This is a genomic window from Hymenobacter yonginensis (assembly GCF_027625995.1).
Taxonomy (GTDB): Bacteria; Bacteroidota; Bacteroidia; order Cytophagales; family Hymenobacteraceae; genus Hymenobacter; species Hymenobacter yonginensis.
In genome coordinates this window covers 1556174-1582197 of sequence record NZ_CP115396.1, presented here as the reverse complement: position 1 = coordinate 1582197, position 26024 = coordinate 1556174, and the positions used below count along the sequence as shown (strand labels likewise).

27 protein-coding genes are annotated in these 26024 nt (G+C 61.3%); 14 read left to right on the top strand and 13 right to left on the bottom strand.

The window, feature by feature from the left end:
• Positions 1-233: 233 nt before the first annotated feature.
• From O9Z63_RS06850 to O9Z63_RS06840, 3 genes are all read left to right on the top strand, one after another.
• Positions 234-704: a ferritin-like domain-containing protein gene (locus tag O9Z63_RS06850; protein WP_270128568.1), complete on the top strand. Its 471-nt coding sequence runs from the start codon at positions 234-236 to the stop codon at positions 702-704.
• Between the two features lie 162 nt (positions 705-866).
• Entirely contained in the window at positions 867-2432 is a 1566-nt protein-coding gene (locus O9Z63_RS06845; RefSeq protein ID WP_270128567.1) for an exonuclease domain-containing protein, read from the top strand.
• Positions 2433-2656: 224 nt separating this feature from the next.
• The gene (locus O9Z63_RS06840; protein ID WP_270128566.1) at positions 2657-3094 is read left to right on the top strand and encodes a hypothetical protein; all 438 of its coding nucleotides are present in this window, start codon (positions 2657-2659) and stop codon (positions 3092-3094) included.
• Here O9Z63_RS06840 and O9Z63_RS06835 read toward each other — a convergent pair.
• Together O9Z63_RS06835 and O9Z63_RS06830 are read right to left on the bottom strand one after the other, a co-directional pair.
• The gene (locus O9Z63_RS06835; RefSeq protein WP_270128565.1) at positions 3091-3528 is read right to left on the bottom strand and encodes a hypothetical protein; all 438 of its coding nucleotides are present in this window, start codon (positions 3526-3528) and stop codon (positions 3091-3093) included. The genes O9Z63_RS06840 and O9Z63_RS06835 overlap by 4 nt on opposite strands.
• A gap of 87 nt (positions 3529-3615) precedes the next feature.
• The gene (locus tag O9Z63_RS06830) at positions 3616-5217 is read right to left on the bottom strand and encodes a hypothetical protein (protein ID WP_270128564.1); all 1602 of its coding nucleotides are present in this window, start codon (positions 5215-5217) and stop codon (positions 3616-3618) included.
• A 171-nt stretch (positions 5218-5388) separates the two neighbouring features.
• Here O9Z63_RS06830 and O9Z63_RS06825 point away from each other — a divergent pair, with 171 nt between their 5' ends.
• On the top strand, positions 5389-6978 hold the full coding sequence (locus O9Z63_RS06825) for a hypothetical protein (protein WP_270128563.1): 1590 nt from the start codon (positions 5389-5391) through the stop codon (positions 6976-6978).
• An 83-nt stretch (positions 6979-7061) separates the two neighbouring features.
• Here O9Z63_RS06825 and O9Z63_RS06820 read toward each other — a convergent pair whose 3' ends face one another.
• Positions 7062-8177, bottom strand: coding sequence for a DNA topoisomerase IB (locus O9Z63_RS06820; RefSeq protein WP_270128562.1), 1116 nt, complete (start codon positions 8175-8177; stop codon positions 7062-7064).
• Between the two features lie 318 nt (positions 8178-8495).
• On the opposite strand from O9Z63_RS06820, the gene O9Z63_RS06815 reads away from it, so the two are divergent.
• Both O9Z63_RS06815 and O9Z63_RS06810 read left to right on the top strand, forming a co-directional pair.
• Positions 8496-9272 (top strand): M48 family metalloprotease, encoded by a 777-nt coding sequence (locus O9Z63_RS06815; RefSeq protein ID WP_270128561.1) that lies wholly within the window; start codon positions 8496-8498, stop codon positions 9270-9272.
• A 124-nt stretch (positions 9273-9396) separates the two neighbouring features.
• Entirely contained in the window at positions 9397-10575 is a 1179-nt protein-coding gene (locus tag O9Z63_RS06810; RefSeq protein ID WP_270128560.1) for an App1 family protein, read from the top strand.
• Between the two features lie 183 nt (positions 10576-10758).
• Here O9Z63_RS06810 and O9Z63_RS06805 read toward each other — a convergent pair whose 3' ends face one another.
• A complete protein-coding gene (locus O9Z63_RS06805; protein ID WP_270128559.1) occupies positions 10759-11217 on the bottom strand; it encodes a YybH family protein in 459 nt (152 codons plus the stop codon).
• Positions 11218-11297: 80 nt separating this feature from the next.
• On the bottom strand, positions 11298-12041 hold the full coding sequence (gene mtgA / locus O9Z63_RS06800; protein WP_270128558.1) for a monofunctional biosynthetic peptidoglycan transglycosylase: 744 nt from the start codon (positions 12039-12041) through the stop codon (positions 11298-11300).
• 140 nt (positions 12042-12181) lie between these two features.
• Between mtgA and O9Z63_RS06795 the strand changes: the two genes are divergently transcribed.
• Together O9Z63_RS06795 and O9Z63_RS06790 are read left to right on the top strand one after the other, a co-directional pair.
• Positions 12182-12817, top strand: a complete 636-nt coding sequence (locus O9Z63_RS06795; RefSeq protein WP_270128557.1) for an LON peptidase substrate-binding domain-containing protein — start codon at positions 12182-12184, stop codon at positions 12815-12817.
• 84 nt (positions 12818-12901) lie between these two features.
• Complete coding sequence (locus O9Z63_RS06790) at positions 12902-14146, top strand: metallophosphoesterase (RefSeq protein ID WP_270128556.1); 1245 nt, start codon at positions 12902-12904, stop codon at positions 14144-14146.
• On the opposite strand, the gene O9Z63_RS06785 is transcribed toward O9Z63_RS06790, so the two are convergent.
• Together O9Z63_RS06785 and O9Z63_RS06780 are read right to left on the bottom strand one after the other, a co-directional pair.
• On the bottom strand, positions 14141-15052 hold the full coding sequence (locus O9Z63_RS06785) for a diacylglycerol/lipid kinase family protein (protein WP_270128555.1): 912 nt from the start codon (positions 15050-15052) through the stop codon (positions 14141-14143). The two genes, O9Z63_RS06790 and O9Z63_RS06785, sit on opposite strands and share 6 nt — an antisense overlap.
• A 112-nt stretch (positions 15053-15164) precedes the next feature.
• Positions 15165-15974 (bottom strand): M48 family metallopeptidase, encoded by an 810-nt coding sequence (locus O9Z63_RS06780; protein WP_270128554.1) that lies wholly within the window; start codon positions 15972-15974, stop codon positions 15165-15167.
• Positions 15975-16165: 191 nt separating this feature from the next.
• Here O9Z63_RS06780 and O9Z63_RS06775 point away from each other — a divergent pair, with 191 nt between their 5' ends.
• Positions 16166-16360 carry a hypothetical protein gene (locus O9Z63_RS06775; RefSeq protein WP_044017754.1) on the top strand — a complete coding sequence of 65 codons (195 nt, stop codon included), beginning with the start codon at positions 16166-16168 and terminating at the stop codon, positions 16358-16360.
• 80 nt (positions 16361-16440) lie between these two features.
• Here O9Z63_RS06775 and O9Z63_RS06770 read toward each other — a convergent pair whose 3' ends face one another.
• A complete protein-coding gene (locus tag O9Z63_RS06770; RefSeq protein ID WP_270128553.1) occupies positions 16441-17163 on the bottom strand; it encodes a murein L,D-transpeptidase catalytic domain family protein in 723 nt (240 codons plus the stop codon).
• Between the two features lie 208 nt (positions 17164-17371).
• On the opposite strand from O9Z63_RS06770, the gene O9Z63_RS06765 reads away from it, so the two are divergent.
• Positions 17372-17764: a hypothetical protein gene (locus O9Z63_RS06765; protein ID WP_270128552.1), complete on the top strand. Its 393-nt coding sequence runs from the start codon at positions 17372-17374 to the stop codon at positions 17762-17764.
• A 149-nt stretch (positions 17765-17913) separates the two neighbouring features.
• Here the strand turns inward: O9Z63_RS06765 and O9Z63_RS06760 are convergent, their stop codons facing one another.
• Both O9Z63_RS06760 and O9Z63_RS06755 read right to left on the bottom strand, forming a co-directional pair.
• Complete coding sequence (locus O9Z63_RS06760; RefSeq protein WP_270128551.1) at positions 17914-18318, bottom strand: hypothetical protein; 405 nt, start codon at positions 18316-18318, stop codon at positions 17914-17916.
• A gap of 274 nt (positions 18319-18592) precedes the next feature.
• Complete coding sequence (locus O9Z63_RS06755) at positions 18593-18997, bottom strand: hypothetical protein (protein WP_270128550.1); 405 nt, start codon at positions 18995-18997, stop codon at positions 18593-18595.
• Positions 18998-19354: 357 nt separating this feature from the next.
• On the opposite strand from O9Z63_RS06755, the gene O9Z63_RS06750 reads away from it, so the two are divergent.
• On the top strand, positions 19355-20977 hold the full coding sequence (locus O9Z63_RS06750; RefSeq protein WP_270128549.1) for an ABC-F family ATP-binding cassette domain-containing protein: 1623 nt from the start codon (positions 19355-19357) through the stop codon (positions 20975-20977).
• Between the two features lie 17 nt (positions 20978-20994).
• Positions 20995-21828 (top strand): hypothetical protein, encoded by an 834-nt coding sequence (locus O9Z63_RS06745; RefSeq protein ID WP_270128548.1) that lies wholly within the window; start codon positions 20995-20997, stop codon positions 21826-21828.
• 113 nt (positions 21829-21941) lie between these two features.
• On the opposite strand, the gene O9Z63_RS06740 is transcribed toward O9Z63_RS06745, so the two are convergent.
• Positions 21942-22112, bottom strand: a complete 171-nt coding sequence (locus O9Z63_RS06740; RefSeq protein WP_269560959.1) for a lmo0937 family membrane protein — start codon at positions 22110-22112, stop codon at positions 21942-21944.
• 356 nt (positions 22113-22468) lie between these two features.
• On the opposite strand from O9Z63_RS06740, the gene O9Z63_RS06735 reads away from it, so the two are divergent.
• Both O9Z63_RS06735 and msrA read left to right on the top strand, forming a co-directional pair.
• Positions 22469-23359 (top strand): 3-hydroxybutyryl-CoA dehydrogenase, encoded by an 891-nt coding sequence (locus O9Z63_RS06735; protein ID WP_270128547.1) that lies wholly within the window; start codon positions 22469-22471, stop codon positions 23357-23359.
• Between the two features lie 237 nt (positions 23360-23596).
• Positions 23597-24139 carry a peptide-methionine (S)-S-oxide reductase MsrA gene (msrA, locus tag O9Z63_RS06730; RefSeq protein WP_270128546.1) on the top strand — a complete coding sequence of 181 codons (543 nt, stop codon included), beginning with the start codon at positions 23597-23599 and terminating at the stop codon, positions 24137-24139.
• 94 nt (positions 24140-24233) lie between these two features.
• Here msrA and O9Z63_RS06725 read toward each other — a convergent pair whose 3' ends face one another.
• Entirely contained in the window at positions 24234-25025 is a 792-nt protein-coding gene (locus O9Z63_RS06725; protein ID WP_270128545.1) for a hypothetical protein, read from the bottom strand.
• Positions 25026-25164: 139 nt separating this feature from the next.
• Positions 25165-25989, bottom strand: a complete 825-nt coding sequence (locus tag O9Z63_RS06720; RefSeq protein WP_270128544.1) for a 2,3,4,5-tetrahydropyridine-2,6-dicarboxylate N-succinyltransferase — start codon at positions 25987-25989, stop codon at positions 25165-25167.
• Positions 25990-26024 lie beyond the last annotated feature (35 nt).

The following is a 26024-nucleotide window of genomic DNA, read 5'->3' as shown; positions in this document are numbered from 1 at the left end:
ACAGCCGGCCCAATCAGCCAAAAGTAGTGGTTCTGGCCTTGCCGCCCAACCCGGCCCGGGAACTGCCGACTCTGGCCGCCGCCTGCCCCGGGCCCACAATTGAGCGGCAACAGGCCAGAATTTTGTTCGGCCTGCGCACAACTACCGTTGCGGCAACTTAGTATACGCCCTCAGTTCCGCATCTGCTCCGGCAGGCTCCGGAATTTTCCTTTCCCACTCTAATAAACACCGACATGGCTGCTATTACCGGCGAAACCGCCCGCGCATACAACGACCTCGTAGAAATCAACAACACGGCTGCTAAAGGCTACCAGGAAGCCGCTGAAGCGGTAACCAACGCCGACCTGAAAGCCAAGCTGAGCCAGATGAGCCAGCACCGCGCCCAATTCGCCGCAGAACTCACCCAGCATGCCCAGCAGTTTGGCATCAACCCCGAGCAGGAAGGCACCGTGGAAGGCGTACTGGCCGAAGCTGCCGCCGCCGTACACCGCGGCTGGATCAACCTTAAGTCGGCCGTAACCGGCCAAGACGACTCGGCCATCCTGGGCGAGTGCGAAACCGGCGACGCCATGGCTCTGGAGTCGTATGAGACGGCGCTGAAGTCGAACGAACTGCCCGCCGGTGCCCGTGACGTAATCCAGAAGCAGCACGGCGCCATCCTGTCCGATAAGAACTGGGTGACCCAACAGAAAGCCAGCCGCTAGTAGCCGGCCCGGCCCTTAATGATAAAAAAGCCCGCCTCGTGCGGGCTTTTTTGCGTTTCAGCCCATTGCCCTTTGCGCGGCGGCGGCGCGTGCAACCTTCCGGGCGTGTATCTTTGTTACCAATTAGCTTAGCATCCTTTTTTACCCGATACCGCGCCGCTTTTGTACGCCATCATCGACCTTGAGACCACCGGGGGCCAGCCCACGCAGGACCGCATCACCGAAATTGCCATTTTTATTCATGATGGCGAAAAGGTGGTCGATCAGTTCGACACCCTACTGAATCCGGGGCGCCCGATTCCGTTTTTCATCACCCAGCTCACCGGCATCAGCGACGAGATGGTGAAGGATGCGCCCAAGTTCCATGAGGTGGCGCGCAAGGTGGTGGAGATGACGGAAGGTTGCGTGTTTGTGGCCCACAACGTGCGGTTCGACTACTCGTTTCTGAAAAAGGAGTTCGGCGACCTGGGCTACACGTACTCGCGCAAAACGCTGTGCACGGTGCGCCTGAGCCGTTCCCTAATGCCCGGCCAACCCAGCTACAGCCTCGGCAAACTGTGCCAGAACATCGGGATTCCGCTCAATGGCCGCCACCGCGCCGCCGGCGACGCCGCCGCCACGGCCATCCTCTTCGACCGGCTGCTTAAGATCAGCCAGCAGGAAGAAGCCCTGACCCAGCCCGGCCTCTCCCCCGCCGACACGCTGGCCGCCGTAGACGCCAACGCCCCAGCCGGCCGCCGGCCCGTGGCTGCCCCGGCCCGCGCCAGCCACCCCGCCCCCAGCGCCGTGCCGGCCAGCGCTTCTGACGAAGCCCCGGTAGCAGTGGCCACCAAAAAGCCCTCGGCCCGCAAGGTGAAAGCCGTGCAGGACGCCATCCGGACGGCGCTGCTGCCCCCCAACATCACGCCCGAAAAAGTGGCCTCGCTGCCGCACGAGGCCGGCGTCTATTACTTCCACGACGAGAAGGGCGAGGTGATTTACGTGGGCAAGAGCATCAACATCTACAAGCGGATTCAGCAGCACTTTGCCATCGACTACAAGTCGCGCAAGAGTATAGAGTTCAAGAACTCGATTTCGGATATTACGTGGGAGCTGACGGGCTCGGAGCTGGTGGCGCTGCTTTACGAGTCGCACGAAATCAAGCGCCTCAAGCCGCTTTACAACCGCAAGCTGCGCCGCTCGGTGTTTCCGGCCGGCATCTTCCTGCGCACCGACGAGCAGGGCTACAAGCACCTCTACTACGGCCGCGCCGACGACCACTCCAACTCGCACCCGCTGATTGCGCTCGGCAACCAGTTCAAGGCTAAGGGTTTCCTGTTTCACAAGGTTTCCAAGTTCAACCTGTGTCAGAAGCTCTGCGACCTGTACAAAACCAACGGTTCGTGCTTCGACTACCAGGTGCACCGCTGCAAAGGCGCCTGCCTGGGCCTGGAGCCAGCCGAGGAGTACAACAAGCGGGTGGAAGAAGCCATTGAGAGCTTCACGTATGAGCACGGCTCGTTCGTGGTCATCGGGCAGGGCCGCCGCGCCGACGAGAAGACCGTGGTGGTGGTGGAGCATGGCCGCTACCTCGGCTTTGGCTATGTGGATACCGAAACATTTACGGCCCGCCGCCTCGATGATTTCAAGGAGGTTATCACCCGCTACAACGACAATAAAGACGCCCAGCAAATCATTCGGCAGTATTTGCGCACCTCGCACAAAGACAAGGTTAAGGTGTTTAAATAGCACCTATTAGGAGCCGCCAGCCTTCTTACTCCGCCCTCCCGGCGGAGTTTTTTTTACCCAATCACCACCTTATTACTATTTATTATTTAAATTTTACAAAAATAAATTGTACCTATGAGCCTGCCTGCAGCAGAAGCTGTGTTTTAAGTCAGGACGCGCCTCCCTGTATTTTGCCACTTACCCGTCGTTTTCTATGGCTGAACTTATTTAACCTACCTCTACCTATGAATAAGCTAGTATACCCTTACCAGAAGTCGTTGTATTTTCATAACAGCCTGGCAAACATCATCGAGCATCCGGGCCGGTACGTGCAGGTGGAATGGCAACCCACGCCTATGTTCAGCGTCAGCCTGCGCGAGGTGCATGAGCAGCTGCTACAGCTGCTGAAGGAGTCGCAGCTCAGCAAAGTCCTGTCCGATAACCAAATGATGCCGGCCATTATGCCCCACGACCAGGACTGGCTGGCCACCGACTGGGCGCCGCGGGCCGTGCAGGAAAGCGGCTACCGCTACTGTGCCATCATCAACTCGCACGATGTATACAACCGGCTGGCTACCACCGACCTGGTCCACCGCGTCCGGGGCAGCGTGGCACTGCGCGTCTCTCACTTTCAGGATTACGACTCGGCAGCCCGCTGGCTGCTGAGCAGCACCATGGTTTAGGCTGGGCTATGGCCGGCCGCCTGCTGGCATTCCCGTAGCCACTGCACCGCGCTGGCTTCGTCGTTGAAGCGCCGCATGTGGTAGGTCTGGGTGGGGCTGGTTTCGTTTTCCTGAAACACCGGCAGTTCCTGCGTGATCTGCTGATAGTAGGGCGAGAGCAGCTGGCTCAGGAAGGCATCCTGCCCCAGCTGGCCACGCAGCGTGGGAAAAAACTCCTGGAATCCCCACTGGGTTGTGGCGGCATCGGCCGGCTTGCGGCGACGGCCATCAAGCAGCCAATAGGGGCAATTGGTCTGGCGCGCGGCGGCCAGAATCTGGTGGTAGCCCTCCCGCGTTTCCGGCGCCGAAACTTCCCGCAGCCAGCGGGCCACCAGCATATTAAGGTCGGGACGAAAGGAAACGGACAGGTAATCTGAAACGGCAAGTGAGAACATAGCAACCAGATGGGGGCGCAAATGTACACTGGAAATACACTTCTGCTATCCGCCCGTCAGCAGCAGCTTTTGGAGCCCGGGCCGCGGCTAATACAGCCGGTGCCGCAGCAGCCAGCCGGCGGCATCAAACTCGTTGGCCGCCGGCATATATTTTTTCACTTTCACGGTGCGGGGCAAGGTCAGAGTGTTGCCGTCGCCGCTGTCGAACACCGTAGTGCGCGTGGAAGTGGGCGGGGCAGTCCCCAGCATCACGTCCTGCCCGGCCCCGTCGTAGAGTTGCAGCGTCATGCCGGCCGGCGGCAGGGCGCGCAACTCGAATACGTCGTTGCCGCCCAGGCCAAAGAGCTTCAGGATGCTGGTTTCTCCGGTGCGGAAGGTGCGCTGCCCGGCCAGGCTGTCGGGGCGGGTGGTGTGGCGCAGGTACACACGCACGCGCACCTGCTGCTGCGCCGGCATATCCACCACAAACCGCTCGGGCCGGTCGGTGCCCGGCAGCTCTACGTTGCGCGCCAGCAGCGTGTAAAACTTATCGGCCACGGCCGGCAGCTGGTTGCGGCGGCCGTTGAGCTTCTGCTCGAACTCCTGCCCTACCAGCCCATACACCTCCTTGGGCCAGACGCTGAGCGCCTGCTGAATCACGGCCGGCGAGAGCTGCTGCTGCAGCGAATCGGCAATCTGCCGGAAATCCTCGCGCGAGAGGTACACCAGCAGCGACTTGTCCATAGGCCGTGCGGCCCGGTTGAGGCCTTCCACGTCGGCGAGCCGGATTTGCTCATCAAACGTCTGGTAGTTGGATTTCACCCAGCCGATGATGTGGGTGAAAAAGCCGTCGTTGAACTTGAAAAATGCGTGGTCCCGGTCGCGCGGGATGGGCCGGTAGCGGATTCCGCCGTCGGGGGCGGCAAAGCTGGCCCAGCGCCACTGGTCTTCCCGGCGGCTCCAGTCGCCGAGCCACATATCAAAGAGCCGGGCGCGCAGATAGTTGCGGGCATCCACCCGGAACTGGGGGCTAGCCAGCAGGTTGGTGAATACTTTGCGGGAGCTTTCCACCCGCGTGGAGTTGCCGAAGCTGGCTACCAGGCTCTGGTCGCCCTCGGGCCGCTCTTCCAGCAGATACAGCGCATTGGCGAAGCTCTGCCGGAATTCCCCCAGGCCAGGGTCGTCGGCGAGGTACACCAGCCGCGGGTTGGTGTGGTAGACGCCGGCCGCCTGCGCCAGCCGTGGCACGATATACGCCCCGTAGGGATTGATGACGCTGGTCTGGTCTTTCATCAGCCGGCCAATCGGGCCGTCCTGTAGCCCTTCCGGTAGAGCCTTGGTAGCGTCCTTATCAACGGAGCGCAGCACGTACTGCACCCCGTTGCGGTCGACGAGGCGCAGGTTTTTGGTTTGAAACGAGCCGCCTTCCTGCACCGGCGTGAGCCCCCCCGGCACGGCCGTGCGCAACTGCACAACGGGCACCGTGACGGGCAGCGCCCACAGCGCCCGGTAGTGCCGGCCCCAGAAAAAGTTATGCATGCCCGAACGGGCGTACTGCGGCCCGGCCGCCACCTGCACCGTAGAGTCGGACAGAATCCTGACCTGAGGCCGGGCCGGCGGCGCGGCCGGAGCCGAGCAGGCGTGGCACAGCAGCGCCGTGCAAAGCCCGGCAGGCATCAGGATGCGGGAATTCAGCAGGAAAAACGACACGCGGCAAAACGGTAAGATGACGGCCGAACGAATGGCCGCCCTTATAGCGTAAACCCGGCCGTGGGGGTTGGCATCGGGCGCCGGTCTGCCGGGCAGGTATTTCCGCTTCTCTTGCCCTAACCACTGCGGCATATCTTCGTTGAAGGACTCCAGCCGCGCTTTCCGCCCCGCATGATTTCTCGCTACGCTCTGCCTTTTCTGCTGCTGACTACGGTTGGCTGCGCCCGCCAAACATTTTTTCAACCGGATGCCCGGCCGGATGCTTCCGCTCTTCGGCCCGGTGCCGATAGCGCCCGGGTAACGGCCGGCCGCCACTACCGGCGGGGGGCACTGGGCCGCGCTTTGCTGGGCCGCCACCACCGCCCGGCCTGGGTGCGGCCGGTTACGCTGCCTGTGCTCGACCCGGCCACTACCATCCCGGGCGGGCTGCGGGCCGGCAAGGTGGGCGGTGGCTTCCAGACCATCAGCATGACGGTAGTGGGGGCCGATGGCCGCGGCTACGCCCTGCGCTCCGTGGATAAAGACCCCTACCGCACGCTGCCCAAGGTGCTGCGCCACACGTTTGTGCTGAATCTGGTGCGCGACGCTACGGCGGCCGGCCACCCATACGGTGCCTTTGTGGTACCGCCGCTGGCCGAAGCCGCTGGCCTGCATCATACCAACCCACGCGCCTACTACGTGCGCAACGACGAAACTGGCCTAGGTCCGGCTTCGGAGCGCTACCGGGGCCGGGTGGTGCTGCTGGAAGAAAAGCTGGAAGGCCGGCAGAATATTGCCGGCCGCCTGCCGGGTGCCAATGAGCTGGAGGAAAGCGACAATATGCTGGCCGAGCGCTATCAGTCGCCGAAGCACCGCATAGACGAGGCCACCTTTCTGCGGGCCCGCCTGCTCGACCTGTGGCTCGGCGACTGGGACCGGCACGAAGGCCAGTGGACCTGGGCCGCCTATCCGCAGGCCGACGGCCGCACCCGCTGGGAGCCGGTGCCACAGGACCGCGACCAGGTATTTTTCCGGTTTGATGATGGGCTGATTTCCTGGCTGGCCAGCAAGGCCGTAGCCAAGTTCCGCACCTTCGGCCCGCGCTACCAAAGCATTGAGGGCTACACCCGCAACTCCCGCTACATCGACGAGCACGTGCTGACGGAGCTGGACCGGGCCGCCTACATGAGCACGGCCCGCGACCTGCAGCGCCGCCTTACGGATGCCGTGATTGAGCAGGCGGTACGCCAAGGTCTGCCCCGCGAGGTGTACGCGCAAGAAGGCCCCCAGATGATAGCCGCCCTGCGCGCCCGCCGCGACCAGCTGCCACAGGCCGCTGCCGACTACTACACACTGCGCGCCCGGGAGGTGCTGGTAGCCGGCACCGACGCCGACGAGCGGTTTGTGGTGGAACGCCTCACCGACTCAACCACCGTAGTATCGGTGTACGAAATTGATCCGCCGGCCAAACGGGCCGATTCGCTGCTGTACCGCCGCGTGTTCAACCCCACCGACACCCACCAGGTGCTGCTGCACGGCCTTAAAGGCGACGACGTATTTGAGCTGCGGGGCTCGGTGCGGCGCAGTCCGCTCATCAGCATCTACGGCGGACCCGATGAAGACCAGGTGCGTGACGCCTCCCGTGTAGCCGGCCTGCGCCACATGACCCGCTTTTACGACACCAGCCGAAACAACGACCTCGAACCCGCCCCAGAGCTCAAAGACAAGACCTCGCACGGCGTCGAAAGCCACGCCTTCGACCGGGACGGCTCGGGAAGATGATTTCAAGTAGAAATTGAGAAGTAAAGATTGGGCCGTTCAACGCCTCCTGCGGGAGAGGTTGAACGGCCCAATCTTTACTTCTCCTATTTTCCCTCCAGCTCGGCCAGCATATCCAGCACCATGTGCTCGGTGGGAGTCAGCAGGTCGTTTTTGGCGGGGTTGGCATCGTGGCGGCGCAGGTAGTCGATGAGCTTGTCGGAGTTAAACAGCTCTACTACCTGCGGATGGATGTAGTATTTCGAGCAGACCGTGGGCGTGTTGCCCAGGTCGTGGGCCACATCTTTGAGGGCGCGTTTCAGCGTTTTGGGCTTTGGGAAGTCGGGTTCTTCATCCAGTACCCGCTCCAGGCACTCCACCATCTTCACGGTGCCGCCCCAGGTGCGGAAGTCCTTGGCCGAAAGCTTGAGGCCCGTTACCTGCTGCAGGTACTCGTTCACGTCGCCGGATTCCAGCTCCTGCCGGTGGCCGTCGGGGGTGTAGTACTGGAACAGGTGCTGACCCGGAATTTCCTTGCACTTCTGCACCAGCTTGGCCAGCTTCCGGTCGTGCAGCGTGAGGTCGTGGGCCACGCCCTTCTTCCCCACGAAGGCAAACCGCACATCACCTCCGGTTACCTGCACGTGCTTGTCGCGGAGGGTGGTGAGGCCGTAGGTTTTGTTTTTCTCGGCGTACTCGCGGTTGCCGACCCGGATAAACGACTTGTCCATCAGGGTGAGCACTAGGGCCATCACCTTGGGCTTGTCGAGCGCGGGGCGGGCCAGGTCTTTCTGCATCTGGGCGCGCAGCTCGGCCAGCTTCTCGCCGAAGGCGCGCAGGCGGCTGAACTTGGTGAGGCTGCGGGCCTGGTCCCAGGCTGGGTGGTAGAGGTACTGCTTGCGGCCCTTGGCGTCGCGGCCCGTTACTTGCAGGTGCGTGTTGGCCGACGGCGAAATCCATACTTCCGTCCAGGCCGGCGGAATCACGAAGCCTTGGATGCGAGTCAGCACTTTTTCGTCGGTGATTTTCTCGCCGGCTACGGTGTGGTAGCTGAAGCTGCCGGCGCGGGTGGCTTTGCGGGTCAGGCCCGGTTTGGCGTCAGTGAAGTAGCGCAGGCCGGCCAGCTCGGCTTGGCGGGCGGGGTCTTTATACAATTCGTGGGCTTCCTGCAGCGGCGGCAGGTGCTTCTTTTTGGTTTTGGGGCGGGCAGTGGTAGCAGACATAGATAGGCCGGTAAATCCCGGCCAGAACAGCGCGGGTAGCCTGCATGTACGCAAAGCAGCCGGGAAAGGTGAGCGAAACTCCACGCGAGGCACTGCGCCCGGGCAGCAGCTTAAAGCAGATTTTTTTTCGGCTGATCTGCAGTCAGATGCCGCCGTTTTTCCGGCCTCAGCAACTACCCGCGGAGCCAAAGCGTACCGTCCTGCGTGATTCTGGCACCGTTTTTTCTTTCGGCAGCTCACGGTTTCCTTGTTTCATTTCCACTGTTCTTTTTCCTTCCGATGCTACACCTACTGCGCAAACCCTGGCTTCTTTTCTCTTTGGCTGCCACCCTCGGCGGCACGGCCGCCTGCTCTTCCGACGGCGGCGACGGCGTGGTACTGTTTTCGGTGGAAGACGACAAAACCCTGGGCCAGCAGGTGGCCGACCAGACCGACTCCACCTACCGCGCCAAAGGCCAATTGCTGGAGCGCAACACCCGCAACGCCCGCGCCTACCAGCTGCTTGATGGCGTGGTAAACAAGGTGCTAAACTCGGGCGAGGTGCGCTACCGCAACGAGTTTCCCTGGGATGTGAAAATCATCAAGGACGACGCCGTGCAGAATGCCTTTGCCACGCCCGGCGGCCACATTTACGTGTACTCGGGCCTGATCAAGTTTCTCGACACCGAAAGTGAGTTGGCCGGCATCCTGGGCCACGAAATTGCCCACGCCGACCGCCGCCATACCTCCAAGCAGCTGCAGCAGCAATACGGCATCAGTCTGCTGCTGAGCTTGCTGGTCGGCGACAACCCCAACCAGCTGGTGCAGATTGCCACCGGCCTCGGCCAGCTCAAGTTCAGCCGCGACGATGAGAGTGAGGCCGACCAATACTCGGTTATCTACCTCAACAAAACCCAGTACGCCTGCGACGGCGCGGCGGGCTTCTTCATCAAGGCCGAAAGCCAGAACCAGAACGGCAACCCGCCCGCCTTCCTGAGCACCCACCCCGCCCCGGCCACCCGCATTCAGGAAATCCAGACCAAGGCTGAGCAGCTCAACTGCCGCAGCCGCTCGGTGTCGAACAGCAACTTCGAGGAGTTGAAGCGCATCATCTAACCCGGCCCCAATCTCCAGGCTATACGGAAAGCCGGCCGCATACGCGGCCGGCTTTTTTATGTCTGCAGGTCCCAAAAACGCACGTTAAAGCATCAAATCAGGTGATTTGCGCGTACTTGCCTGCATGTCCCTGCTCAACCACCTCGGCAATCTGGCCGAACGCGCTGATTCTCTGCTAACCCGGGCCCGGGCCCGCCTGGGTTTGCTGCATCCGCTGCAACTCCTTCCCTACCGCAGCTACGGCACGCCCACGCGCCTCTACGTGAAAGGCCGCCTGCTCACCGACAAAGGCATTACCGAGCCCGACGCCTCCGACTCGCGCCTGCACAACCTGCTGAATATGTACCGCCGCTTCGACAGCAACGAAATCAGCGGCGCGCAACTGCTCGTGCAGCCCGCCGACGGCTCCCAGCACCCGGTAGTAACCGATGAGGAAGGCTACTTCACCCTGAACCTAGAGCCCACAAGTCTGCCCGAGCCGGTGGATTACCTCTGGTATCCGGTGGAAGTGCTGCTCCAGCAGGTGCCTCACCCCTACACCACCACCGACCTGCGGGCCATGGCGCCGGTCTTGATTCCGCCCGCCGACGCCGAGTATGGCATCATCTCCGACCTTGACGACACCGTCATCCAGACTTCGGCCACCAACCTGCTGCGCATGGCGCGTACGGTGCTGGTGCGCAACGCCCGCTCGCGCCTGCCCTTCAAGGGCGTGGCCGAATTTTACCGGCAGCTGCAGCTGGGCCGCAACGGCAAGCGCAACAACCCGTTTTTCTACGTCAGCAGCTCGCCCTGGAACCTGTACGACCTGCTGGAAGACTTCCTGCAGCTCAACGACATTCCGCCCGGCCCACTGCTGCTACGCGACGCCGCGCTGGCCGCCAAGAAGTCGGGCGAGGCCTCCTCGCACCATGGCCACAAGCTCAAGGAAATCGACAACCTGCTGCTCACCTACCCCACGCTGCCGTTCATCCTCATCGGCGACTCAGGCCAGGAAGATGCCAACATATACCGCGAAGTGGTGCGCCGCCACCCCGGACGTGTGCTAGCCATATACATCCGCGACGTAAACTTGCCCGAGCGCGCCAACCTTGTGCAGCGCGTGACTGAAGAGCTGCACAACGAAAAAGTGGAGATGCTGCTGGTACAGGACACTGTGCAGGCCGCCGAACACGCGGCCAAGGCCGGCTTTATATTCGATGAAGCCATTCCGGCCGTGCAGCAGGAAAAGCAGAAAGACGAAGCCGCCGACACCGAAGACGACCTCGACGGCGAAGGAGATGGCAAACCGGTGATGCAGTAACTCCCTGTCATTGCGAGCGAAGCGAAGCAATCCTTCCTCTCGTGTTCTAAACTTTCCTTACAGCAAAGCCTTCCGGCTCCAGCGCAATGACTGCGCTGGAGCCGGAAGGCTTTCTGCTTACTTCACTCTTAGCGCACAGAGAGGAAGGATTGCTTCGCTTCGCTCGCAATGACAAAAAGTGCCCTAACTCGAATGATCAGCCACAATCACCCACTGGCCGTTCAGGCGGCGCAGCACCAGCAGGTAGTGGCCCTGCAGGTCGCCGGCGGTGGGGCGCGTGAGGTGCCAGCGGCCGACTACCTGCGCCGTTTCCGGGGTCAGGGGCGTGATGCGCAGGCCGTCGAAGCGGAGCTGGCCCATGGCTTCAGGGCTGGGGTAGCTGCGGCGGTAGTTGTCGAGGGTGCGCTGCCAGCCGTAGGTGAGGCCGCTCTTGCCGATGAACACCAGCGAATCGTTCTGCCAGTAGCCCTGCATGAACCCGGCCACGTCGCCGCGGTTCCAGGCGGCGGTTTGGGTGGTCAGCAGCCGCTCGATGGCACGGCGCGTTTCGGCCGGCGCATCCGGCGGGCCTGTCGGGGAAGTTGGGCGGCTGGCAGAACAAGCCAGCAGAACGCCCAGCGGCAGGAGTGCAAATCGTTTCATACAGGAAGAGTAACGCAGGTACATCGGAAGGCCCCAAGGTGCAAACTACCGGCGAATTCGGCACCGCGTTGGCACCGGAATTAGTCCAGCAATTCGCGCACGTAGGCCGTGCCGCCCAGGCGGCGCATGTTGCGGACCACGCGGCGCTGCTTGGCGCGGGCCTGGGGCCCCGGGTTGCCGGCCCGGAACCGCAATGGGTTGGGCAGCACCCCGGCCAGCAGCGCAGCTTCCTGGCGGTTGAGGCGGCTGGCGGGCTTGCGGAAGTAGCGTTGCGAGGCGGCCTCCACCCCAAAGGTGCAGTCGCCCATTTCGGCCACGCTCAGGTACATTTCCATGATGCGGCGCTTGTCCCAGAGCAGCTCGATGAGCACCGTGAAGTAGGCTTCGGCCGCCTTGCGGATGTAGCTGCGGCCGTGCCACAGAAACACGTTTTTGGCTACCTGCTGCGTGATGGTGCTGCCGCCGCGCAGCTGCTTGCCGCCCCCGAAGTTGTACTTGGCCGCCTTCCAGAGCGCATTGCCGTCGAAGCCGTGGTGCAGCAGGAAGCGCTGGTCTTCGGCCGCAATCAGGGCCAGCGGCACTTCCGCCGATACCTCGTCGAGGCTTTTGAAATGGTAGTTGATGGTGCGGTCGTCTTCCTGAATGCCGTAGTAGCCCAGGCCCACCGGCGCGTGGGCGCGGCGGTCCAGCATCAGCCAGGTGGCCGGCGGCGCCACCCAGCGGTAGAGTAGCACCCAGGCAATCGAGGCCAGAAATAAGGCCACTACTACCTGCAGGGCCACCTGCCGGGCCTGCCGCCATACCTTGGTATAATCCGTTGTCACTTCCGGAGATAAGTAAAAATCTGCGAGGATTGCAGCGGCCCAGATGGCCGTAGCACCCGTAAAAGTAGCATTTTCGGGGTCATAGGCCGGCATGTTTCCGGTTTTCGCCTACCTTTTCGCCGTATCGTTGTTAACAAGCCATGTCACGACTGCTAGCCCTGTTTCCGCTTAATCTGGTGGTTTTTCCCGGCGAAAAACTCAATCTCCACATCTTCGAGCCCCGTTACCGCCAGCTGGTGCGCGACTGCCTGAGCGAAGGCATCACCTTCGGCATTCCGCCCTACCGCAACGAGGCCGTGAGTATGCTGGGCACCGAGATGCAGCTCATTGGGGTCGAGAAAAGCTACGACAGCGGCGAGCTGGACATCCGCACCCGCGCCATCGGCGTGTTCCGCATCGAGGAGTTCTACCGGCAGGCCCCGGGCAAGCTTTACGCCGGGGGCCTCATCGAGGAAGTAGCCGACGACAACACGCCCGACGTGCTGCTGCAGGCGCGCATCACGGCGCACGTGGAGCGGCTCTACGATGTGCTGGGGCTGCGCAAGCTGATGCAGGAGCTGCCGGCCGACTACCGCGTGTATGACGTGGCGCATCACCTGGGGCTGAGCACCGAGCAGGAGTTTCAGTTGCTAGAGGCTGAAACCGAAACCGAGCGCCAGGAGCTGGTGCTGGAGCACCTGGAGCACATTCTGCCCGTGCTGCTCGAAACCGAGCGCCTCAAGGAGCGGGTGCGCCTCAATGGCCACTTCAAAAACCTGACGCCGCCGAATTTCTGATTTGATGCCGTCAGCCGTCGGCGCTGGGCCGAACGATTGGGCCGCCCGTATACGTATGGTAAGTAGCGTTTTATTGGTGTGCCTGTGACTTCTCCTTCGACCTTGTTTTTTTATATAGCGGCGGCGCTGGCGGCGGCTCTCACGGCCTGGCTGCTGGTGCGCTACCGCCAGGAGCGGCACTACCGGCGGCGCCCCTACGTGGCCCCCGCCCACAACGACTGGCAACTCCACCAGCCCGACCCGCTGACGCCGCTGCAGCACCGCGTGGCCCTGCTCGGCGACCCGGGCGCCGTCGCCACTGATGGCACCGACAATCTGCTCCGGCTGCTGCAGCACTGGCAGCACGAAACCGGCCCGGCCGGCACCGTCATCATCCTCGGCGACAACGTGTACCCCACCGGCCTGCCCGCCCCGGAGCACCCCGGCCGCGCCGCCGCCGAGCAGCGCCTCAATGCCCTGCTGGACGTGCTGCGGCCCTTCCCCGGAAACGTAGTGTTTCTGAGCGGCAACCACGACTGGAACAAAGGCCGCCCCGACGGCTACGAGTACCTGCTGCGCCAGGAAGCCTACATCCGCGAGCAGCTGCCGACGGCGCACTACCTGCCGGCGGGTGGCACGCCCGGCCCGGTGGCGCTGCAGCTGGCCGATGGGCTGCTGCTGCTGGTACTCAACACGCAGTGGTGGGTGCAGCAGGGCCCGCGCCCGACCTCCGACTCCAAGGAGCCTTTCCGGCAGCTGCAGCGGCTGCTCACCGAAAATCAGCACCAGCGCATTGTAGTGGCGGGCCATCATCCGCTGTACTCCAATGCCCTGCACGGCGGCAAGTTCACGGCCAAGCAGCACGTATTTCCGCTCACCACCGTGCACAAGCGGGCCTACGTGCCGCTGCCATTTATCGGGTCTTTGCTGCCGCTCTACCGCAAGCTGGTGGGGGCTGCCGAGGACATGGCCCACCCCCGCTACCGCAAAATGCGCCGCCGCCTGCTGCGCGTGCTGCACCAGCACCCCCACCTGGTTTACGCCGCCGGCCACGACCACAACCTGCAGTACTTCGAGCAGCACGGCAGCCACTACCTGGTGAGTGGCGCGGGCAGCAAAACGGCGTTTGTGCAGAAGGGCGGCCAGGCCACCTTCGTGCACGAGCACAAAGGATTCTTCAGCCTCGACTACTACGCCAACGGTGAAACGTGGCTGCGCACCCTGGAGCCCGACGCAGCCGGGGCGCCGCTGCCCGAGGTGTTTCGGCAGCGCCTGTACCCGGGGCCTGTGGTGGCGGCGCCGCTCGTTCGGTCGGTGAGGCTGCCAGTTACGGCGGAGCTGCCGCTATAGCGCGGCCGGCACCAGCACCCGCAGGCTGCGCGGCCGGATTGTCACTTCAATCGGGGTAGTTAGGTAGCACGGCTCGCCATCAATTTGGCACAGCACCCGTGTGGCGCCGGGCACCCTGATGCTCACCTGCCGCCCCTGCAGCCGCCGCGTATACTCCGAGGCATCGAACCCGGCCGTGTAGAGGTTGTAGAGGATGCCGGGCGCGGCCGTGCCGGGAAACGGCTCAATCACACAAATCTCGAACTCCCCGTCATCGAGTTGGCTGTCGGGGTTGATGATGACGTTGCTGCCGAAGGTGCGGGCGTTGGCGATGGTAAGCATGAAGGCCGCGCCCTCCCACTGCTCGTGCTCGGTTCGCACTTGGTAGGTGGCCGGCACGTAGCTCAGGTACTCCTGCGTGGCAATACGGACGTACGCGCCCGGCCCGCGGGTATCACCCTGGTCGAAACGCTCCACGATGAGGGCATTGAAGCCCAGATCGGCCAGATGCGCCGCGAACCGGCCGTTGATCTGCAGCGTGTCGATGGGCCGCACCACGTGCTGCCACGTCAGCTTTAGGGCCTCCTGCGGATCCTGCGGAATGCCCAGGTCCTTCGACAGGCCATTGCCGGAACCCAGCGGCAGAATCCCGAGCGGCACCAGCCCACCGAGCAGGGCCTCGGCCACCAGGCTCACGGTGCCGTCGCCACCGGCCGCAAATACGGCATCGTAGGCATGCTGCTGCAGATGCCGCTGCAGGTGTTGCAGGTCGTTTTTGCCGGTGGTGTGGTAGAACCGGGCCCGGCGGCCGCGCTCCGTGCAGTAGGCCGTGATGGCGCTTTCCAGCTCGGCCTTGCTGATATCACCTGACACGGGATTCAGCACGAACAACAAGGTGCGGAGCGTCGCGGAGGTGGGAACTGCCATGTTGCGGAAGGAAATTATAGGTATGAGGGCGAAGATATGCGTCTTCTAAACGACATGAGGCCGACCAAATGGCCGGCCTCATGCAATGGTAGAGAAAACAGGTTGGCAGCGCCTACGGCTTCAGGCCCGCTGGCACGCCCTGAGGAAACTCCGTTGCTATGGCCCGCTCCAGCTCGCCGATGCGGTTGCCGGGGTTGGGGTGCGTGCTCAGAAACTCGGGCTGCCCGCCGCCACCGCCGGCCTGCTCCAGAATCTGCATCACCTGAATCATGGAGCGGGGGTCGTAGCCGGCCTGCGCCGTGTAGTCCACGGCTAGCCGGTCCGATTCCAGTTCGTCTTCGCGGCCGAAGCGTAGCGTGAGCAGCTTGCCTACCATGGCAGCGGCCGCGGAGCCAGCAGCTGTGGCCGGCCGGTCGGGGTCGTACATGCCAATGGCGGCGGCCCCGCTCAGCCCCTGCGTCAGCTGCGACTTAGCAATCTGCTCGGCCGAATGGCGGCCTACCACGTGGCCGACCTCGTGGGCCAGCACGCCGGCCACCTGGCCCTCGCTGCGCAGGTTTTTCAGCAGACCGGCCGTGATGAACACCTGGCCGCCGGGCAGCGCAAAGGCGTTGATGGTATTCTCATCAGCCAGCAAATGAAACTGAAACTTATAGGGGCTCTGGCCGGCCTTGGTGCTGCGCACGATGTCCTGCCCGATCTGCTCGACGCGGGCGCTGGCTTGGCGGTCGGGGTGCAGGCCGCCGTACTGCTGGGCCATTTCGGGGGCCGCCTGGAGGCCGAGGGCAATTTCCTGCTCGGCTGTCATGTCCACGTGCTGCACTTCGCCGGTCACCTCATTCACAGAGCGTTTGCAGTAATATGTCAGCAGGGTCACGCCAGCCATCAGCAGGGCGATAATGTAGCGGAGATTTCCTCTCATGATTGGAGTTGGTTGAAAAGGGAGCGAAAGGGGGAATAGGCCGTTCTAACGGCTATTTGGGCTTGTAACGGGCCGGGGCAGGCAGGGTTGCCTGGCCGCTATACCCAAAAGGCCCGCTTCGCCGTATGTGTCCCCATCAGGCCTCACGGCCACTCTCCCTACTCTCCTTCCACCTCACATCTTCTTCGGTCATGAATCAGAAACGCACTTTCGGCTCCATCCTCACTATCCTAGGCATCGTCGGCATCATTTATGGCGCTTTGGGCTTCCTGCATATGGCTGGCGTCTCGCTGAGCAAGGTAAATTCTATCGTGCCTTTCGCAGTGGGCCTGATTTTCTTCTTTGCCGGTATCAACCTGGTGAAAGCCACCGGCGACCGGGCATAACTAAGACGGCACATCTGCCATGCAAAGGGCCCGCCTGTAATCAGGCGGGCCCTTTTTTTATCAGGTAATTGCCGGTAGATCTAAGCCCCAGGCAGGCCGCGCCACTGCGCGAAGGCCGTCAGGGCCGGGTCCAGCTGCAGCCATGCCGAGGCGTAGGCGGCTTTGCTGGGTCCGTGCGCGTACACCACTGAGCCATTCCGGATGGCCCGGATGATGGTGGGCGCCTGCGCAACCGGCAGCGCCGGGCACCCCTGGCTGCGGCCCAGACGCCCGTGCTGCCGCACAAACTGCTCACTCACGTAGTCGGCACCGTGCACCACTACGGCGCGGCTGGCAGCGTTGGTATTGTGGCCCGCATCCTGCCCGTGCAGCTTCAACGACAAGCCATGCTTGCCCTGGTAGGTCTGGCCGGTTACGTAGAAACCCAGGCTGCTCATCTCCGAACCTTCCACGTTGGAAAACCGCTGGGCCATATTGTCGCCGGTGTTTTTGCCATGCGCCACCAGCGTATGAAACAACACCCGCTGCTGCTTGAGGTCAATTACCCACAGTCGTTTCTGAGTGCTGGGCAGCGAAAAGTCGATGATGGTGACCACCGGCTGGCTGGCCACGCCGCTGCGGTGCAGGCTGTAGTAGCCAAGCAGCGCCTCGCGGTAAACATTCGGGGAAAGGCCGTAGTTGGTAAGCCGGGCTTCCGCATAGCTCCTGAGCGTGTACTGTTCGAAAGCGGCCAGATACTGCATCCGCAACGCCTGGTTGCTGATGTTGCCTGTGGGCTCGGTGTCGGGGCGGGAACCTGCCACCGGCAAAGTAGTGAAAAGGCTGGCGGCAAGAAGTAGCGTAGCTACGGCAGTCGGTGCAAAGGTCATCGGCTGAACAGGCGAAGCAAGTCAAAAAAGCAAGCGAACATTCCGGGCCCGGGTTCGGGTTTACAAAAATAGTATTTTAGCGCATTCATCCCTGCTGCCGTCAACCCTTTTTAACAGGCACTCAGTTCCGTACCTCCCGCTTATGTTCTTCCGTCGGTTCGCTTACACTGTCATTTTCGTGCCACTTCTGGCGGCCTGCAGCCCGGCAACTCCGGAGCTTCCCGGCTTCGACGCTACCGTGTGGCGGCGCGATACCTACGGCTGCCAGGACCTACGCCCAGGGCAGCTGAAAAGCCTTTTGCAGGCCAAAGAGCAGCTTTATGGCCTCCGCACCGCCACCATCGAAAAGCTACTGGGCCGCCCCGATGAAGAGGAGCTGGCGGAGCAAACCGAAAAAATCTACAACTACTACCTGGAGTCGGGCCCACACTGCCTGCCCCCGCACCAACGCTCGGGCGCCAATAAGCTCAGTATCCGCTTCGGACCGCTGGGCACCGTCACGGAAGTGCTGACGGCTCGCCCCAACAGTCTTTAAATATAATTTATTCAATATTCACTTTACCTGTTCCCTTTATCTGCTGGCACTACTGAAGTGCTTGCCATCAGCCCTAGCAACAAAGAAAGCGGCATCCCCAGGCTGGGGATGCCGCTTTTCGTTGATGTAGAGTGAGTGTCAGCAGGCGCTTAGCCCAGGCCTCCCTCCTGCGGATCTGGTGTTGCCGGAACGGTGTCCTGATGCTGCTCGGCGCGGTAGATGCTCAGCTGCGAAGGTGTCAGAATGCGGCTGCACTCGTCTTCGTACTGCGCCTCCAACTCACCGAGCTTGGCCCGCTGCTGGGCAACGTCATCTTTGTATTGCCAGCTGATTTCGTCCATGCGCGCCAGCTTGATGTGGTTGACAGCACGCAAGCGGATGTATTGGGCCTCATTCAGATGCAGAGAGTTGGACATCTGACGAGTCATCTCCTCCACACGAGCTGCCGGCGGGTCGCCGATGCCCGGCAGCTCAGCATGGCGGTCCTGCTTCTGCGCGGCAGCAGAGCTGGCCAAGCCTACAGTCAGCAACAGAGTAAAGACAGCGGATTTCATAAAAAGGGCAAAAAAACTGTAGGAATCAGAAAGAAAAGGCACTCGGAAAAACAGGGAGTAAGCTCTGCACGCAGTATATGCTAGCACTATATTTAATACAAATATATGTTAGCATAATTACAACAACAATTTTTCCGGGTATTTTTTCATTTTCATTTTTGGGACAACCCGTATCGTTTCTGGAAAGTGCCGGCTAACTGAAAAAAATGTGCTTGTAGATACAAAAAAAGGCCGGCCCCTTCCGGGACCGGCCTTTCCGCAGCTTTATCTCTGCTTACTCAATTCCCTCAATGGGCTTATGGTCAGGGCTTTTAAAGTACTGCATGGCCACCAGCGAAATGATTACGCCAACCATGGCGCCCTGCAGCAGAATGGCCAGAAACGCAATCAGGGCCGACAGCTCCAGCCCGAACAGGTCGCGGGCATGAATCTGGTCCATGATGTCGGGCCGCAGCGCCGTGACGCCGATAAAGAAGAACCCAAATGCCAGTGAGGAAACGGCGGCCGTGATAATGCCAGTACCAAATCCCTGCAGATAAGGCATCCGGTCGTGTTTGTAACGCTTGAAGTTGGCAATGGCCAAGCAAATCCCAATCGCCATGATGCCAAAGTTGAGGAAGCTAAACTCTATGCGGCTGGTGAGGCCAAACAGAGAGGCTACTACAAAGTAAAGCATCATGCCAACCGAAGTGAAAAGGCCGTAGCGGACACCGTTGGTCTCGGGGGTTATGCGTGCGTCGTTCATGTAGCAAAATGGTTAAGGTTGGAAGAGAAAACCCGGGCATCTGGCGGAACCGGAAGCACACTAGCTGCTGTTTGTCAGTAGCTTGTCCCAGGCGCCGCTCCTTATTCTATACCGTTTTGCGGCGGTGTTGTTGCGCGCAGGGCCTAATTTTGTAGTTCCTGCCGGTCGTTTTGGCCGGCTTTGCCTGTTGCTACGGGCTCCGGTGCGGAGGCGCGGGGCATTTTCTGTATTTTTGCGGGCCCGCGGACCGGTTGTCCCTGTTTTGCCTGATTTTTCGTCCTTTCTCTTTCTATGATTAGCACCTCCAATGTCAGCCTGCGCTATGGTAAGCGCGTGCTGTTTGAAGACGTTACCATCAAGTTCATGCCCGGCAACGTGTACGGCCTCATCGGCGCCAACGGCGCGGGTAAGTCCACGTTTCTAAAAATCCTGGCCGGCGACATTGAGGCCAACACGGGCTCGGTGATGATGCCGGCCGGCTCGCGCCTGTCGGTGCTGCGCCAGGACCAGTTTGCCTACGATGCCCAGCCCGTACTTCAGACGGTAATTATGGGCCACCACCGCCTCTGGAAGGTGATGGAAGAAAAGGACGCCCTCTACGCCAAAGCCGACTTCTCGGACGCTGACGGCGAGCGGGCCGCGGCCCTGGAAGGCGAGTTTGCCGACCTCGAAGGCTGGAACGCCGAGTACGAGGCGGCCGAGCTGCTCTCCGGCCTGGGCATCGGCGAAGACAAGCACTACACCCTGATGGGCGACCTGGGCGGCTCCGACAAAGTGCGGGTGCTGCTGGCCCAGGCTCTGTTCGGCAACCCTGACGTGCTGCTGCTGGACGAACCCACCAACGGCCTCGACGCCGAAACCGTGCTGTGGCTGGAGAACTTCCTCGACTCGTTCCAGAACACCGTTATTGTAGTAAGCCACGACCGTCACTTCCTTGACGCGGTGTGTAACTACATGGCCGACCTCGACTTCTCGAAAATCACCATGTACCCCGGCAACTACTCGTTCTGGTACGAGAGCAGCCAGCTGGCTTTGCGCCAGCGCCAAGACATCAACAAAAAGACCGAGGACAAGCGCAAGGAGCTGGAAGAGTTTGTGCGCCGCTTCTCGGCCAACGCTTCCAAGAGCAAGCAGGCTACCTCGCGCCAGAAGCTGCTGCAGAAGCTGACGCTGGAAGAAATCAAGCCCAGCTCGCGCAAGTACCCCTACATTGCTTTCAAACCCGAACGCGAAGCCGGCAACCAGCTGCTGACCGTGGAAAACCTGAGCAAGTCGGTAGACGGGCAAGTGGTGTTCCGCAACGCCAGCTTCTCGCTGGACAAGAAGGACAAGGTGGCCATCATCAGCCGCGACGACCGCGCCCCTTCCCTGCTGTTCGATATCCTGTTTGAGCAGATCCGGCCTGACACCGGCGACTTCAAGTGGGGCACCACCATCACGCCAAGCTACTTCCCCAAGGAAAACTCCGAGTTCTTCGATACCGACCTGAACCTGGTAGACTGGCTGCGCCAGTACAGCACCGAGAAGGACGAATCGTTTATCCGGGGCTTCCTGGGCCGCATGCTGTTCTCGGGCGAGGAGTCGCAGAAGAAGAGCAACGTGCTGAGCGGGGGCGAGAAAGTGCGCTGCATGCTCTCCAAGATGATGATGGAATCGGGCAACGTGCTGGTTCTCGACGACCCGACGAACCATCTGGACCTGGAAAGCATTACGGCTCTGAACAACAGCCTACGTGACTTCCAGGGCACGCTGCTGTTCGTGTCGCACGACTTGCAGTTCATCGAAACCATTGCCAACCGTATTATCGAGCTTACGCCCGACGGCATCATCGACCGGCGCATGAACTACGAGGAATACTTGGCCGATGAGCAGATCAAGGCCCTGCGCCAGCGCAAATATCAACTCGTCTCCTAACTGCGTTACCTTCCGGTATGAACGTCTCTTTCCGTTTTCTGCTTGCCGCAGCCCTCACCACGGGGGCCGGGCTGGCGCTGGCCCCCAACGCCTCCGCCCAGCGCACCGATAGTACTTCTACCGTGAAGCCGCAGCTGAACACGGCCCCGCCCGGTACGGCGCCCCGCCCCGCTTCGCCGGCCCCGCGCCCGCAGGAGCAGGCGGTGCCCGTACCGGCCCCGGCGCCTACTAATGCGCCGCTGCCAACCCCGCAGCCTTCGTCGGATAGCCCGTCGGGGCTGGACTTTCCGGCCGGCAGCCGGGCCAGTGAGCAGCCCAAGCCGTTGCGCCGGTACTTTCTGTACTCCAACTTCGGCCTGGGCTACAGCAGCAACCCCTACAGCGGCGGGCAGTTCAGCGCCAGCCTCAGCCCTTCTATCGGCTACCGGGTCAACGAAAAGCTGTCGGTAGGCCCCGGCATCAGCTACGCCTACAACAACATTTCTTTTCCGCAGGACTACCAGGCACTGGGGCTGCCCCGCAGCATCAACCTGAACAGTCTGGGGGTGAAGGCGTTTCTGCAGTATACGCTCTTCGACCAGTTCTTCTTTCATGCCGAGTACGAGGTAACCAAAGCCCAGAGCTACGATATCTACCAGACCGGCGCGCAGCGGTTTGAGGTCGTGAAGACCAACCGGACCATGAAAACGCCGCTGGCCGGGGCCGGCTACCGCAACCAGATCAGCGACCGGATAGCCGCCGACATCGTGCTGCTGTACAATTTCAACAATGGCTACGATACCCAGGGCTATCCTCTGTCGCCGTATGGGCAGCCGGTTATCCGGTTCAGCTTTCTCTACGACCTGAAATAGCCACTGGCTTTCCGTAGCTGAAGCACCAACAGAAAAGGGCCTCCCAACTGAATGGGAGGCCCTTTTAAGGTTTTCAGACTATTTCCAGCCTGCCAGCGGCAGGCTGCGCGTAGCTAGACTACGCGGCCACCGCGGATAACCCGCAGCAGGATGGCGATGATGGCGATAACCAGCAGGATGTGAATCAGGTTGTTGCCAGCCATGCCGGTGCCCAGCACGCCAAAGAAGCCCAGTGCCCAGATGAGAATGAGGATTACGGCGATGATGTACAGCAAATTGCCCATGGTGATTGGATTGAGTTGGTGGAGAGAGTTTGGAAGTTTTTTTGGGCCTGTAATGCAGTAGGGCCACATTAGCAAGCTGATTTGCGGATTTGTACGCGGGGGTTATCAAAAGGATATAATCTTGTTGGAAAAATCCGAACCCGCTACTACTATGATTATCAAAAACCTGCCTGTAAGCCCGGAAAGAGCATTTTACTAGCGCAAACTTTTTAGCATTCCGGCTGTTAATGCCGGCCCCTGACCGTGACGCGCCTTGGTTTTGATTGGAGCAGGCGCGTTTTTCAGAGTAGCTTTGCGGCCGGCCGGCCCCACGGCCCGCCAGCGCTCCTTTTCCCACCCTTTCCTTCTTGTTTAGTATGATCAACGTCGCCGTTATTGGCTCGGGCACCATGGGCAATGGCATTGCCCACGTATTCGCTCAGCACGGTTTCCCGGTTGCCCTCATCGACATCAGCCAGCCAGCCCTCGACAAGGCCCTGGGCACCATCGCCAAAAACCTGGACCGCCAGGTGGCCAAGGGCAGCCTCAGCGAGGACGATAAAACGGCCACCGTAGGCCGGATCCGCACATTCACGAGCATTGCCGAGGGCGTGCGCGACGTGCAGCTGGTGGTGGAAGCCGCCACCGAAAACGTGGACCTCAAGCTCAATATCTTCCGCGAGCTGGACCAGCACGCGCCCCAAGACGCTATTCTGGCCTCCAATACGTCGTCTATTTCCATCACCAAGATTGCGGCCGTCACGCAGCGGCCCGACAAGGTGATTGGCATGCACTTCATGAACCCGGTGCCGGTGATGAAGCTGGTGGAGGTTATCCGCGGCTATGCCACGTCGGATGAGGTGACGACCCGCATCATGGACCTGTCGCGGCAGCTCAGCAAGACCCCGACGGAAGTCAACGACTACCCCGGCTTTGTGGCCAACCGCATCCTGATGCCGATGATCAACGAGGCCATCATCAGCCTGCACGAAGGCGTGGCGGGCGTAGAGGAAATCGACACGGTGATGAAGCTGGGCATGGCTCACCCTATGGGCCCGCTGCAGCTGGCCGACTTCATCGGGCTGGATGTGTGCCTGGCTATCATGCGCGTGCTGCACGACGGCCTGGGCAACCCCAAATACGCCCCATGCCCGCTGCTGGTAAACATGGTGATGGCCGGCCGCCTCGGTGTGAAGTCGGGTGAAGGTTTCTACAGCTGGGGCCACGGCACCAAGGACCTGGTGGTGGCCGAGCGCTTCCGCAAGTAGATCGGCCGCTGCCCGCTTAGTACCTTTTTTAAACTGCCTCTCAAGTACTTGAGAGGCAGTTTTTGCGTATAGGCACCTGCCTGATGTTAGCTTGGCTAACAGGGCGGTAACTCCGACGAAAAACAAACTTTTTCGGCCCGAATTACCTTTTAACCGTATGCAACTCTCAGCCGCGCCGTGCTTTGTACCGCAGGCTTACGTGCAGAATTTTCTCTCTTAACTACGACATCCCAACCAATGGAAAAGGCAACTTTCGGAGCTGGCTGCTTCTGGTGCGTCGAGGCCGTATTTCAGGACCTCGAAGGCGTGGAAAAAGCAGTGTCCGGTTATTCTAACGGGCGCATCGCTAACCCTACGTACCGCGAAGTGTGCAGTGGCCTGACCGGCCACGCCGAAGTGATTCAGATTACCTACGACCCGGCTATCATCAGCTTCGAGCAGCTGCTGGAGATATTCTGGAAAACCCACGACCCTACCACCCTCAACCGCCAGGGCGCCGATACCGGCACGCAGTACCGCTCCGGTGTGTACTACCACAACGAGGAGCAGAAGCGCCTGGCCGAAGAATACAAGCAGAAGCTCAACGCGGCCAAAGCCTTCGACCAGCCTATTGTGACGGAGATTGAGCCGCTCAAGAGCTTCTACCCGGCCGAGGATTATCACCAGAACTACTACAAGCAGAACGGCCGCGAGCCTTACTGCCAGTTTGTGGTGCGGCCCAAAGTAGATAAAGTGCGGGCCGTATTCGGCGACAAGCTAAAAAAAGGCGCCCTGCAATAGACGCACGGAGCTTTCACGAAAAAGCCCCGACCTGCATATGCAGGTCGGGGCTTTTTCGTGGGCGTTATCAGGTAAGGCCCATCGGTGCTGGCTCTTACCGCTTGATGGCAAACGGGCCGTTTTCCTGACCCAGCAGATAGTACATGGCCACTTTGTCGAGCACGGCGCGGGTGGCGGGTGCCGCCATATATTCCACGATGCGGCCGTTTTTCATCATGATGAAGCCGGATGGCTCGCCCGGATAAGCACCGTCAGCTCCCACCTCGGGCACCGGGGTCAGGAACTTGTGGGGCGCAATCCGGATGGTGCTTTCGTCTTCGGGTAGCACCAGAGTGGTGTTTTCCTGCCGGGGCTTGAAGCCGAACGTAGCCGAGTAGGAATAGTGCGGATTGTGCACCCAATCGCCGTTGAACACATAGTACTCGTCGGTGCCGACGCGCAGGAACTCCCGCACCGAGCAGTTGATGACAAAGCGCGGGGCCCGGCGGTCCTGCAGGTTTTCCAGGATCAGGCGGGTGCGCGTGGGGTCCGAGAAGTCGGTGAGGGGCTGGGTGAGGCGGGCAGCGGTGGCCATCTCGCAGCCAGCATACAGGTTGAGCAGTTGCTGGCGCCACTCGTTGAGGCCGCCCAGCTGGCGCGTGTCGCCTACGTTGAGCTCGGGCAGGTTGTAGGTGTACGGCCCCGTTACGGCCACGCCGTTGGCTAGGCCGGCAAACCACTCTACTAAGTAGCAGGGCTGCACCGCCCCATCCACCCAGGGCAGGTCCATATTGAACACCACCTTGGTTTGCACCTCAGCGGCAGGCTTCTCGTATTCGGCGGCAATGTAGTTCCGGATTTCATCGCGGGCTTCCGCCGCCGATACCGGCCCAGATTTCGTGTTCATGGGGGTGGTGAAGTGATGAGGTAAACAGGGATAAAGGAACGAGGGGAAAGCCAATGATAGCGACTTGCCGGCTAACCGCAACACTTTGCGGGGCCCGGTTATCCATCATTTTCAGCCTTCCCCTCGTCCCTTCAGCACCTTACACCGCTACGTTGTGCTCGCGCAGGGCGTCGTTGAGACTGGTTTTGAGGTCGGTGCTGGGCTTGCGCTGCCCGATGATGAGGGCGCAGGGCACCTGGTAGTCGCCGGCCGGGAAGTGCTTGGTGTAGGAGCCCGGGATAACCACCGAGCGGGCTGGCACCGTGCCTTTGTACTCGACCGGCTCGGGGCCCGTCACGTCGATGATCTTGGTGCTGCCCGTGATGGTCACGCCGGCCCCGATAACGGCCTCGCGGCCCACAAAGCAGCCTTCCACCAGAATGCTGCGCGAGCCCACGAAGGCGCCGTCCTCAATAATAACCGGCGCGGCCTGCACCGGCTCCAACACCCCACCGATGCCCACGCCACCGCTCAGGTGCACGCCGGCCCCGATCTGAGCGCAGGAGCCCACCGTGGCCCAGGTATCCACCATGGTACCCTCGCCTACCCAGGCGCCAATGTTCACGTAGCTCGGCATCATGATAACGCCGGGCGCCAGGTAGGCGCCGTAGCGGGCTACGGCCGGCGGCACTACGCGCACGCCCTGCTGCTCGTAGTTGGTTTTGAGGCGCATCTTGTCGCGAAACTCAAACGGGCCCACCTCGATGGTTTCCATCTGGCGGATGGGGAAGTATAGGATGACGGCTTTCTTCACCCAGTCGTTTACCAGCCAGCCGCCTTCCTGGTCGGCGGCGGGCTGCGCCACGCGCAGGCGGCCCTTGTCGAGCTCCTCGATTACGTGCTGGATGGCCTCAGTGGTGGTGGCATTAGTGAGCAGGCTGCGGTCGTTCCAGGCTGCTTCGATGGTTTGCTGCAGGTCGGTCATTCTTACTGAATGGTTGAATTAATTAATGGTTGAAT